Below are 12,084 nucleotides of genomic sequence, written 5' to 3'. Positions count from 1 at the left end.
AATTTATTTGAAAGGAAACTTTTAAGGTCACTCTTTGTGCCTGATAAAAAATGGCGAAAACAAGAAGAACCTCAATTGAGGTTCTTCTTGTGATATTTGTGGGACAGCAGTGGCCATAAGCCTCTTTCTTTTTAGAACGTCGACAATCCAGACCATTCCATAAAACGATATATCCAATATTTTAATTTTGATTCATCTGCATACTTTGCATAATCAACCGTCATTTGACGGCCATTTAGGTTATTCCACGATGAATTAAAATATGTCTCTGCATCACGAAAAACCTGTGCTTGTGTATTCCCAACAACTTTCATGTTGGTTTCAAGATTATAATTTTTTAAATTGCGTGCAGTTAGATTTGCAGAACCAAGAATCAACTCTGCATGCTGATGATCATATTTAAGCAGCATTTTACTATGACATTGCTCTCCATGAGTATCACACCATCGAATCGGAATACCAACAGCATTCAATTCAGAAGCAACTTGTCGATTGGGTATACCATTTTTTTGTCGACCAAATGCATCTTTATTCGGATCTAAGATCATCCGCACATCAACACCACGCTTTTTAGCTTGTTTAAGTGCCTCAATAATTTGTCGTTCTGATAAATAAAACATAGCAATATCTAAATGATCTTGAGCTTTAGCCTCATTTATCATCTTGATTACAGCATCATAAATTGCTTTTTCAGTCAGTACCTGCACTTGTGGCAAGCTCTTATCCTCAGCAAATGCGCCCATGATCACAACAGGACTTGAGCCCTTAGACATAGATGCAACTGCTTGCTCTGTCTGTAACATATCAACCGCAGTTGGACCATCTACAACTAAAGCAACATTACTGTGATGTGAACTGCCATCATGTGGATTTGCAGAAGTCACTAAGCTTTTCCAACCTTGTTCCGTATCCACAACCAAAGTTTTTCGATGATTTGCTTTGAAGTTAAATAGTTCTAAATAACTACGTAAAGTGATTTTATCGTCGCCAAATGGATTTTTTAACCATCCACCTTCTGAACTATTGCCTAGATTCTGACAACAGATATACCAAAAACCAGACCAAAGTGGATTAGATGCACGTAAAGGTTTCAAATCTGTTTCGATTACATCAATACCTGCTTGGCGCAATAAACGATAATGTTCAGGTGCAATCCCACCATATACAGAGTTGATTGGATCAGTGATCATTACAATTTGAATGTTCGGGTTCTGTTGTCGCTTTAGAATCAGTGCATCTGTTAATTTTTGCATCAAAGGGATTTGCTGAATCTTGGATTGACCTACTTCTTGATTAAACAAAAACATATCCAGCACAATTGTGGTTTGTGCATCATCAATTAATTTAAAAATTTCAGTAAAAATTTTCTGATCGAGATGTTGCGTTCCTTGCGCATCTACATAAGTTTGGTCTGCTAGAAATTTCACATTGGCATGACGTAATTGACCAGTGAAATTCAATCCTTTAGGAAGAGGTTTCACCGTATGATAAATTGCAGAAGCAATATATCCTATCGCTAAAATACATAATATCACTGCCATGTAACGTCGACCTGACCAGTTTAACTTTTGATGAATTTTTTGGAAGATGCGCATATAAACAGAAAAAGCCCTAGCCTAATGAACCAAGGCTAGAGCTTATAGATTGATATTTCAATAAGATTTCAGTGAAAATTAAAAGTTAAAATTTACACCAACTGTAAAATTACGACCAACTTGCGGGATCGTTGAAAGGAACGATGCGTGTTGATAAATTTGGTCATCTAAAAGGTTATTTGCATTTAGAAAAACGCGATAATCACCTAAATTACTATATTGACCCGAGTAAGCGACACCAAGATTCAACATATTATAACCTTGCGTTTCGGTTTCATATGCCGTGATTTTGTCTTGGTTAAAGACATGATAATACTCAGCAGATCCAGTGAAACCATCACCAAAATCAGCATTTACTTTAGTCCCTAAACGCCCCGCTGGAACACGTGGCGCATTTTCATTGTCAATTTTTCCACGCACGTAATCACCAAACACACCAATTTTGTATGTCGGAGAAATTTGGTAAGCAGCTTCTGCCTCAGCTCCATAAAAACGTGCTTTGTCTTGAGTATATTTTACTAAGCGGAAGTCTTCGTAACGATCTAAAGTTTGTGCGTAAATGTAGTCATCAAACCAGTTATGATAAACATGGATATGATAATCAAAACGATTGTTATCATAATGGAAGCCTAATTCCACATTGTTCGACTGCTCTTTTTTGAGCTGATCATTTCCTAACTCATAAGTATTGGTCGCAAAATGTTTACCATCAGCATATAACTCTTGAGCTAGTGGTAGGCGTTGTTGATGCGATGCAACTAAAGAAAGTTTATAGTCTGGTGCAAATTCCCAGTTAGCGGCACCTGATGCAGAAAATGCTGAACCATCAAAATCTTTCTTACTTGAATCTTCGATATCGATTTTTTGTTGATCCACACGAGCTGCCAACTCAACATGTACGTCATTGAATTGAGCATGTTCTAGGGCAAAAAGACTCCATTTTTTTGTCGTATTTGGCGCTAAAAATGCTTCTTCACCCGTTAAATTTAATTTCTGTTGTCCATACTGAGTACCTATCACGCCTTCCCATGCACCGATTGGGTTATGTACCAACTCAACACGTCCATCATATGCTTTATTCTTGAAGCGAGTAGCAATCGTATCTTCTTCAATTTCATCGTGCTGATAGTCAGTATAGCTTGCTTGCGCTCTAAATTTCTTAAAACCTTTGAACGGATTGTCTAATTCAGAACGAATGTCATAACGTTCAGATTTTAAATCAATCCACGGTCCGGCTTCATGTACGTGTTCACCTTCATGTTCATCATGATGATCACCACCATGCTCATCTTCGTGTCCATGATCACCACAATGTAAATGTGGAGCCCCAACTAAATGAGCCTCACAACTTTCATATTCATGACTATGGCCAGGTAGACCATATTTATCTTGACGATTACTGTAAGAAATCCCTGTAAAACCACGATCGTAGATCCATGACAAACCAACATTTACAGTTTGACCTTCAGCAAAAGTATTATCAACTCGACGCTCTTTTTCACCTTCATGAAAATAATCTGGTGCAATGTAATTATTCGCATCACGTTTTAAACCTTCAACGCGTAATGCTACTTGATCGCCTAAACCAACTGTAACACCAGCACTTGCCAGCTTTTCATCACTTCCCGTGTTGTAGCGTAATCCAACATTTCCTTCATAACCTTTTTCAGGCATTTGCGTAGGTAACTTACTGTCAATCACATTGACTAAACCACCTACTGTACCTGCACCAAATAATAATGTAGATGGACCACGAATCACTTCGACCTGTTTTGCTAATGCAGGATCTACAGTTACCGCATGATCAGGTGATAAGGTCGATACATCAATGTTTTCAGATGAGTTTTGTAAGATTTTGACTCGAGCACCATCTTGACCGCGGATGACAGGACGACTTGAACCAGCGCCGAACTGATTTGAATAAATCCCGGTTTGTTGCCCAAGTACATCCCCAATGGTTACGGCACCTTGTGATAATTTAGCTTGATCAATCACACTATCGGCTACCGCAAAATCCTGTGAGGTTTGTTCCAATGGATGCGCTTTGATTCTAATCGTTTCTAAGCTTTCAACTTTTTCATTTTCAGCAGCAAAAGCTGTTACAGAAACAGCTGCTAATATAGACAGCGTTAATATATTTTTATAAAACAACATGAACATTATCTCGAACCAATTTATTTTTTGTTATATTATAACATTTCATCCAATTTGCAATAAGAAACATCATAACAAGAAACATTTGCTACACTGCTGCTCCATGATTTCATAAAAACTTGTTTTCTAACGATATGCCTTATACACTTTCCCACGCTGTACTTGCACCACCATTATCAAAAATGACTAAAGGACATCTTCCTATTGCTGCTTTGGCGATTGGATGCATGACACCTGATTTATATCGTTTATTTACTCAAGCCAATCTACCTATCGCACACCAATGGTCAGGAGTTATTTTTCCCAACCTTCCGATAGGTTTATTTTTCTGCTTACTTTGGTATCTGATCTATCGCCCTGTAATGTATCGAGTACTTGGAATCATTCATCCTCTAAATATTAAATCGTTTGATCAAATCATCACTTTCGTATTAATGACTTGTTTTGCAATTATCATCGGTACCGCAACCCACTTAGTATGGGATGGTTTAACGCATCTCGATTTTCGAACTTTCGCTTTTAAAGATTTACTGGCTCAGAATATTTCAATATTTGGTTTAAATTATCCCTTACATTTCATATTGCAAATTACTTCATCTGTTGTGGCTTTACCTTTTATCTTTTGCATGTGTAAAAGCTATTACCATACCCATAAGCAACTGAAAGCTGTTCCTGTAAAAATTAAACTATTCATGATCATAAGCTTAATAATTTCAACAATTTCTGGGATGTTATCTGTCTGGGACTATAGTCACCACATCCATTCTGATCTTTGGAACACCGAACGATATTTTTTTATCGGCAAATCAATTAATGAGTTTACTCAGACAGGGTTAATACTATTTACTGCCTCATGTTTAGTCCTATTATTTTTAGATCGAAATAAGAACTAAAGCTCATTTTAATTAAAAGCGGATGTTTAAGATTCTGTTAAAGCATTAAGACTTGAGACTATACGTTCAACAAGGCATAATCTCCCCTTCATTGGTGCTGCGCTGTTTACGCATTCACCTTCTAGCCAATATAGTTTGGATAAATAATTCAATATGATGCGCACTCATTACTGTGGCTCTTTAACTGAAGCCCAAATCGATCAAACAGTTACTCTATGCGGTTGGGTTCATCGTCGCCGTGACCATGGCGGTGTGATTTTCCTTGATATGCGTGACCGTGATGGTTTAGTTCAAGTCGTTATTGACCCTGATACACCAGAAGCATTCGCTACTGCGGATAAAGCACGTTCTGAATTTGTTTTAAAAATTACAGGTCGTGTACGTCGTCGCTATGAAGGTACTGAAAATGCCAACATGGTGAGTGGTCAAATTGAAGTTTTGGCAAAAGAAATCGAAGTTCTTGCTGCTTCTGAAACTCCGCCATTCCCATTAAATGACGAAAATACCAATATTTCTGAAGAAATTCGTTTGAAATATCGTTTCTTGGACATCCGTCGTCCAGAAATGTTAGATCGTTTACGCTTCCGTTCTAAAGTTACTAACTTAATTCGTAACTATTTCGAAGATCACGGTTTTCTAGACGTTGAAACACCTATCTTGACTCGTGCAACTCCTGAGGGCGCACGTGACTATTTAGTACCAAGCCGTGTTTCAAATGGTAGTTTCTACGCGCTTCCACAATCACCACAATTGTTTAAACAATTGTTGATGGTCGGTGGTATTGATCGTTATTACCAAATCGCGAAATGTTTCCGTGATGAAGATCTACGTGCAGATCGTCAGCCTGAATTTACCCAAATCGACGTTGAAACATCGTTCATGAGTGACGATGACATCATGGATTTAATGGAAGGCTTAACAGTTAAAATGTTCAACGAATTATTGAATGTAAAATTCGATAAATTCGAACGTATGACTTATGCCGACGCAATGCGTGATTATGCTTCTGATAAACCAGATATGCGTATTCCATTGAAATTGGTTGACGTTGCAGACTTGATGCAAGACGTTGAGTTTAAAGTATTCGCTGGCCCTGCAAAGGATCCTAAAGGTCGTATTGTTGCGTTACGTGTTCCTGGTGCAGGTTCATTACCACGTAGTGCGATTGACGAATACACTAAATTCGTAGGCATCTACGGTGCTAAAGGCTTGGCTTATATTAAAGTCAATGAACTTGAGAAAGGCATCGAAGGTCTTCAATCACCAATCGTTAAATTCATCGAACCAATCGTACTTGACCTACTCAAACGCGTTGGTGCTGAAAACGGTGACATCGTATTCTTTGGTGCAGACAAGGCGAAGATCGTAAATGACGCGATGGGCGCTCTTCGTGTGAAAATCGGTCATGACTTGAATCTTGCAACGTGCGAGTGGGCACCACTTTGGGTTGTTGACTTCCCAATGTTCGAAGAAACTGATGATGGTAAATGGACATCTGTTCATCACCCATTCACGCTACCAAAATCAAGTGTTGAAGAAGTGAAGAGCAATCCAGGCGCGGCACTGTCAGTTGCATACGATATGGTATTGAACGGTACTGAAATCGGTGGTGGTTCACTTCGTATCTATACACTAGAAATGCAAAAAGCAATTTTTGAAGCTTTAGGTATCGGCGAAGAAGAAGCGGAAGAAAAATTCAGCTTCTTATTGAACGCATTACGTTATGGTGCACCTCCACACGGTGGTTTGGCTTTTGGTCTTGACCGTTTGATCATGTTGATGACTGGTGCATCTTCAATTCGTGATGTGATCGCATTCCCGAAAACGAAGACTGCTGAATGTCCATTGACTCAAGCTCCAGCTCCTGTTGAAGCAAATCAATTGCGTGACTTAGGCATTCGTTTACGTGAAAAGCCGAAAGCTGAAGAAAAATAATCTGTAGTTTTATGGATTAAATAAAAACCCTGTCTTGTACAGGGTTTTTTATGGCTATCAGATCCCCTCCTTTTGGAGAGCGTTGGTACGATAATTTATACTTTGAGAATATCTATGCTAGTGGCATAATGAACTGCTTTTTATTGAGAGGTCATTGTTATGGCAATGCGTCCTGATGTACGTCGACATGCAATTGTGATTATTGTGTTTTCTTTGGCACAATGGTTTTTTATGCGCTATATCTTAGCAAATGAACTTTTCAATATGACGACCAATGAACGCATTTTATATTTTTGCGTTAGTAGCTTAGCAGGTGCACTTCTCATCTTTGTCGCCCTCATTTATATGGTCCTCAAAGGCAACGCGAATAAACAAGATTAATCGCAATGTCGTTTTATACCACTTTACTCCGTATTCTACCTTTAGCTTTTTTGCGCAGTATTGCAAAAGTGGCGGCATACTTTATCAATCAAAACCCCAATAAAAGTATGCTGTGGAAAACCAGAGTCAATTTAGGGCTAGCTTACCCACAACTGAGTCTAGAACAAAAAGAGCAGCTTGCGAGAGAAAGCGTTACCAAGCAATGTTTAAGTTATATCGAATCTGGGAAATGCTGGGCAATGCCTCCAGAATGGAGCATTCAGCAAATTCGTACTGTACATAATTTAGAAGTATTAACAAATGCTTTAAGTGATCCGCGTGGTGCTTTAATTATTACCCCTCACCTCGGTACATGGGAAATGATGAATGCGTGGGTACACCAATATGGTATTCCTACCATTATGTATAAACCCATGAAAGACTCAGGATTTAATGCTTTTGCTTTACATGCTCGCCAACGGTTAAACGCGACACTAGTTCCAACTGATGCCAACGGTGTTAAAGCATTATTCAAAAACCTCAAACAAGGTGGTTTCAGTGTAATTCTGCCAGATCATGTCCCTCAACCCTCTGGTGGTGTCGTGGTTCCTTTTTTCGGAATTCCCTGCCTCACCAGCACACTCGCCAGTAAAATGGCACAGAAAACCCAATGTCGTCTAGTCGGATTAAGTTGCTTCCGTCGTGAAGATGGAGAAGGCTTTGATGTGTACTGTGATGATTTGAATGATCCGCAGTTATATGATCGAGATATTGAGGTTGCTACAACTGCACTCAACCAAGCGGTTGAACAGATGATTAACCGTTTTCCTGCTGAGTATATGTGGGGCTATAAACGGTTTAGGGGTAGCAAAACCAACCACTACGCCTAAACCACGCACAGACGCGCTCTAATCACTTGTTTAAGGTACGTAGCACTGTGGTCCGCATATTTTCCTGAAAGTCTTCAACACTATGTCTATCTTTAATATATTGAATCGCTTGTTGGCCTAATTTCTGACACTTTTCATCATCAAGCATTAGGCTTCTAATTGCATTGACAAAAAGGTCAACTTTATCAAAACCATCTCCAAGAACATCCCCAACATGAATACCAAACTTCTCAGTCAACGCTTCTGGATTACGATTACTTACAAGCAATGTACCGAAAGACAAGGCCTCTAGAAATGAGATCGGAAGTGCCTCATGAATGGAAGTATTCACCAATATTTTAGCATCTTTCAAATATTGCTCTTTTTCTGCCCCATCAACATGACCAGCAAAATGCAAATTCTCAATTGCATAATAATCCTTCATGATTTCAGAGTTTTTTTCATCTTCTCTAAAAGTTTGACCTAATACAAAAAACTCATACTCGGGCATTTTTTTAGCAATTTCACAAAACAACCAACCTCGTTTTACCGACTCAATTCGACCTAAAAAAATAATCATATTTTTTTTCTGGTGCGTATCAAAATGAAAATTTTCATCGATATCAATTGGATTTGGAAGATATTGGATATCCACAGTATCTTCTAAATGATACAAATCTTTGGCTTTTTGATTTAAAAAATATCCTTGTGATATGAACTTAATTCGGTCTTGTTTATACCAGTTATTAACTAAATCATATATTTTCTGATTATAATATGACGTCTCAGGAAATAACTGAACTGTATTAATTTCATCCCATTCGTAACTTGGTCTAGGATCCTGAATCCATAAAATCAGTTTTTTATTTTTATCGGGTTCATGTTCTAAAACATAACCATAAGTTAATTCAATACTCAAATAGATATCGTAATTCTGTTTTTTTAACCATTGTTTTGCAAACCATTTTCCTCTCGGTAGACGATATACGTCGACATCATCTACCTCATAAGATTCAGCAAAAAAACGATGCTTTCCTCTCCCTAATAAAACATCGACTTGAAAATCCTCATTCGGAAGATATTTTGCAATATGCCGTCTAGCTAAAAAACCATATCCGCCATAAGCAGTACCAACTGCACCAAAAAACTCATCAATAATTAGGCCAATTTTGATTTTTTTCTTTTCGACACTCATGTTAAATTTTTACTCTGCATTTAAATTTCATTTCTAAACATTTTGGCCAAAATACTATTGTGTTCAATATTATCCAAATCTAAATTTCTCAGCATCTCATTATACAAATGTATACCAAGCGTTCTCGTACTCGTAATATCTTCAATACTTAAGCCTGAATCAGTCAATTGACCAATACATTGATAATGTACGGGATAGAACACATCTATAGGCTGGATAAATTCAACTAAGTTTTGTGTCTTTACAAAATGAGTAATCGCATCAGGGCCTATAACGCCCCATGGCATATCTGCGATATGCTGACCTATACCTAACATTTTTTTGAGTTTTAAGCGTTTTTGACGAGATTTTTTATACCATGGAGGTACAAAAAATGGGTTATAAGCAGCATCCAATAAAGCGGCTAACAAGTTACTATCCTGAGGCATTGCTAATACTGCACCATTGATCTTATGATCACTTTCAAAGCCCAATAAATATTGAGACTCAGGAATCTCAATAGGCTTTAAACAATAAACATCACAATCAACATATATTCCAGAAACTTTTTTTAATAACTCATATCTAAACACATCAGAAAAAAGTGCATAACTTCCTGTTTGATTATGTTTAAAAATTTTGTCTGCTGGAATAATTAGATTTGCATCAACACACTCTACACCTTCTGGTACATCAGTAATTGTGTCATAAGCATGTAACAAAACCTTATGCCCACGCATCACAAATGATCTCAGGCAACAACTAGAAATCTGGCCTAAGGTTTTGCCAATCCACAGCGCATGAATCGTTGGAAGTTCCATTGGTACCTCATCAGTCAAATGCATAAAACATTTAAGACTATTTAAATTTTATTTTAACTTTGAATGGAAGTCGATAAAGTTGCAAGAATGCTCGTATAAGCTCTCTCTTCACCTTCTGCAGCAGATTTTTTTCTTTGACTTTCTCTGTATTTCGCCACGATAAACTCGATTTGAACTTTTTAGTTTCTGGATATAACAAGTATTCCTGAATACAGAGAGCGGGGTTCATTTGATAAACAGAATATTCTCCATCCTGTAAATATTTTTTAAACATTATTTGGTCAATATGATCAACTGACGCTAATGCTTTTACATAGTTAAATAAACTTTTAGCTGCTTTATTGGAAAGAATATATCCGGCCGTACCAAAATTAGCATTTAATAATTTTGAGATTACCCGACCATGCTCTACTGTCACTTTATTATTAATTGATAGATAATTAAATTTAGAATTTTTTTCGAGTTTTAAAATTTCCCATCTACCCTTAATCCATTGACTATTCACTAGAAAGTCATTGGCACGCTCACCCAAATAGATATCATCTTCAAACACTGCAATATAGTCCATCTGTTCATCAATTGCTTTCTTCCAAAGCAATACATGACTAAATAGACATCCTAACTCGCCTTTACTTAGACCACTGTCAAGAATAGAAATTGAATACTTTTGAGCAAGCTCATCAATCTCTTGCGGTTCAATCGCATCAAAAAATTGAAAAGGGATATCCTTACAAGCAAATTGTTCCTGTATATGTAATCTACGATCAACTGCAGATTTTAGACTAATAACAAAACTTCTCACTTATAAGTTACTCGACACGCAAAAAAGATAATTTTTAACTGTGCTGCAATTCGAGCTATTTCAACCAATGCTTTTTGCAAACCACCAACTTTATTGGCTCTCATTCTTTTCTTTCGTTCAGACGTTAACTGACTTCTAAGCTGTACGCTACTTGAACGGTAATGAAGAATCGTATCTTGAATACACAATGCAGGTTGCATTTGATACATTTCAAACCCATGATTTTTAACAACATATTCAAACATGAAATTATCTAAGGGAATAATGTAATCAATTTTTTTAATTTCATTTAGTAAAAATTTTGCCCCTTGTAAAGACAAAATATAACCCGCTGTACCCAAGTTTTTGCCAGGTAATTTATAAATTGCTCTGCCAACATCAGGAAAGTCTTTACATTTAGAGCCTAAGATCACTTTGGGTGTAAAAGCCTCTAATTTGACCAAATGCCAATCGTTTTCAATCCAATCAGAATGATTCAAAAAAAGATCTGCTTTTTCCCCTAGATGAATGTCATCTTCAAAAATTGCCATATGAGGAATATTTTCATCTACGATTTTTTGCCATAGATGAACATGACTCATAAAACATGCGAGCTCGCCTTTTGCAATATAACTCTCATGTATACTTAATTTCATCACCTGAGCATCACGAGCTGCAATATCAGGGGTCACTGCATCAAAAAAATTAAACGCTATTCCCTGCCCCTCAAATTGAGATGAAATATGACTACGGCGCTCTGTAGCGCTTGAAAGGCTTATAACAAACTTTTTCATACTGATGGAAAATTCATAAAAATTAGGCGACATGCCTACAGGCCATAAGGATACTGTTTTTTCATAATGATGTACATTATTTCGATTACCTAAGCTTACGATCTTTATAAGCCAATGAAATGAGTGATCTACGCTTCAAATAGAACATTAATTGAGGACATATTCATTCAATATGACTTGCAACAAGCGTGCCTTTGCATCAGTTTGTTATGGTAAGTTAGATGTGTTTTTCTAAAGACCAATATTAATTTAAATCAAATACTTCTGCTTTTACAGCAATTGATTAATTTGCATTTTTTAAATATATCCCTTTTACAATTCATACACAGCAAAACATAATCTTGCAACTAAAAACACAGGCTCAAACTTTTATCAAAACCCCATCAAGTTAGATTAAAAACCATTGATAAACATCGCCTTTATTCAAATAAAATATCTATCCAGCTCAAATCATTAATTATTTTTAATATTTTAAAGTTTTTTCCTCTTTAAAAATAGAATGACAACAAAATGGCCGTTATAAATCAAAATCTATAAACTATAGGGACAACATCTAAATAGCACTTTAACTCCCATATAAAATATATTTATTATCATAGGACTTACGCACTATCATTTATAGATTCTCTGTGGTAGCAGATGATTTTTATCGAGAATAAAGTCATCAATGAAGTCTTTGATGATTGGTCTAAATAAGTTCTTTTGCCA

10 protein-coding genes are annotated in these 12,084 nt (G+C 36.8%); 4 read left to right on the top strand and 6 right to left on the bottom strand.

The genetic code is table 11. The features are described from left to right. Nucleotides 1–131: 131 nt before the first annotated feature. Both ACSC97_RS16355 and znuD read right to left on the bottom strand, forming a co-directional pair. The gene (locus tag ACSC97_RS16355) at nucleotides 132–1,595 is read right to left on the bottom strand and encodes a phospholipase D family protein (RefSeq protein WP_282896600.1); all 1,464 of its coding nucleotides are present in this window, start codon (nucleotides 1,593–1,595) and stop codon (nucleotides 132–134) included. A gap of 78 nt (nucleotides 1,596–1,673) precedes the next feature. Then, entirely contained in the window at nucleotides 1,674–3,749 is a 2,076-nt protein-coding gene (gene znuD / locus ACSC97_RS16350; RefSeq protein ID WP_130574922.1) for a zinc piracy TonB-dependent receptor ZnuD, read from the bottom strand. Nucleotides 3,750–3,883: 134 nt separating this feature from the next. On the opposite strand from znuD, the gene ACSC97_RS16345 reads away from it, so the two are divergent. From ACSC97_RS16345 to ACSC97_RS16330, 4 genes are all read left to right on the top strand, one after another. Continuing rightward, complete coding sequence (locus ACSC97_RS16345; protein ID WP_039047047.1) at nucleotides 3,884–4,642, top strand: DUF4184 family protein; 759 nt, start codon at nucleotides 3,884–3,886, stop codon at nucleotides 4,640–4,642. Nucleotides 4,643–4,795: 153 nt separating this feature from the next. Next, nucleotides 4,796–6,577, top strand: coding sequence for an aspartate--tRNA ligase (gene aspS, locus ACSC97_RS16340; protein ID WP_004950367.1), 1,782 nt, complete (start codon nucleotides 4,796–4,798; stop codon nucleotides 6,575–6,577). 159 nt (nucleotides 6,578–6,736) lie between these two features. Beyond that, nucleotides 6,737–6,958 (top strand): hypothetical protein, encoded by a 222-nt coding sequence (locus ACSC97_RS16335; protein ID WP_004908914.1) that lies wholly within the window; start codon nucleotides 6,737–6,739, stop codon nucleotides 6,956–6,958. A 5-nt stretch (nucleotides 6,959–6,963) separates the two neighbouring features. After that, the gene (locus ACSC97_RS16330; protein WP_436661983.1) at nucleotides 6,964–7,827 is read left to right on the top strand and encodes a lysophospholipid acyltransferase family protein; all 864 of its coding nucleotides are present in this window, start codon (nucleotides 6,964–6,966) and stop codon (nucleotides 7,825–7,827) included. 22 nt (nucleotides 7,828–7,849) lie between these two features. Here the strand turns inward: ACSC97_RS16330 and ACSC97_RS16325 are convergent, their stop codons facing one another. From ACSC97_RS16325 to ACSC97_RS16310, 4 genes are read right to left on the bottom strand one after another with little or no spacing between them, the layout of a single operon-like run. Next, nucleotides 7,850–9,001 (bottom strand): glycosyltransferase family 4 protein, encoded by a 1,152-nt coding sequence (locus tag ACSC97_RS16325; protein ID WP_039047048.1) that lies wholly within the window; start codon nucleotides 8,999–9,001, stop codon nucleotides 7,850–7,852. Between the two features lie 20 nt (nucleotides 9,002–9,021). Next, nucleotides 9,022–9,801, bottom strand: coding sequence for a glycosyltransferase (locus ACSC97_RS16320; RefSeq protein WP_039047049.1), 780 nt, complete (start codon nucleotides 9,799–9,801; stop codon nucleotides 9,022–9,024). Nucleotides 9,802–9,838: 37 nt separating this feature from the next. Beyond that, complete coding sequence (locus ACSC97_RS16315) at nucleotides 9,839–10,603, bottom strand: glycosyltransferase family 25 protein (RefSeq protein WP_016540677.1); 765 nt, start codon at nucleotides 10,601–10,603, stop codon at nucleotides 9,839–9,841. Further along, nucleotides 10,600–11,409 (bottom strand): glycosyltransferase family 25 protein, encoded by an 810-nt coding sequence (locus ACSC97_RS16310; RefSeq protein WP_016540678.1) that lies wholly within the window; start codon nucleotides 11,407–11,409, stop codon nucleotides 10,600–10,602. Before ACSC97_RS16310 ends, ACSC97_RS16315 begins: the two co-directional genes overlap by 4 nt. Nucleotides 11,410–12,084: the final 675 nt, after the last annotated feature.

This window comes from Acinetobacter sp. P1(2025), from assembly GCF_051390655.1.
Taxonomy (GTDB): domain Bacteria; phylum Pseudomonadota; class Gammaproteobacteria; order Pseudomonadales; family Moraxellaceae; genus Acinetobacter; species Acinetobacter junii.
This window is presented reverse-complemented; position numbering and strand designations above follow the sequence as displayed.

Coding starts and splice junctions, on each gene's coding strand:
- ACSC97_RS16355 (WP_282896600.1), bottom strand. CDS start 1,595: ATGCGCATCTTCCAAAAAATTCATCAAAAGTTAAACTGGTCAGGTCGA.
- znuD (WP_130574922.1), bottom strand. CDS start 3,749: ATGTTGTTTTATAAAAATATATTAACGCTGTCTATATTAGCAGCTGTT.
- ACSC97_RS16345 (WP_039047047.1), top strand. CDS start 3,884: ATGCCTTATACACTTTCCCACGCTGTACTTGCACCACCATTATCAAAA.
- aspS (WP_004950367.1), top strand. CDS start 4,796: ATGATGCGCACTCATTACTGTGGCTCTTTAACTGAAGCCCAAATCGAT.
- ACSC97_RS16335 (WP_004908914.1), top strand. CDS start 6,737: ATGGCAATGCGTCCTGATGTACGTCGACATGCAATTGTGATTATTGTG.
- ACSC97_RS16330 (WP_436661983.1), top strand. CDS start 6,964: ATGTCGTTTTATACCACTTTACTCCGTATTCTACCTTTAGCTTTTTTG.
- ACSC97_RS16325 (WP_039047048.1), bottom strand. CDS start 9,001: ATGAGTGTCGAAAAGAAAAAAATCAAAATTGGCCTAATTATTGATGAG.
- ACSC97_RS16320 (WP_039047049.1), bottom strand. CDS start 9,801: ATGGAACTTCCAACGATTCATGCGCTGTGGATTGGCAAAACCTTAGGC.
- ACSC97_RS16310 (WP_016540678.1), bottom strand. CDS start 11,409: ATGTCGCCTAATTTTTATGAATTTTCCATCAGTATGAAAAAGTTTGTT.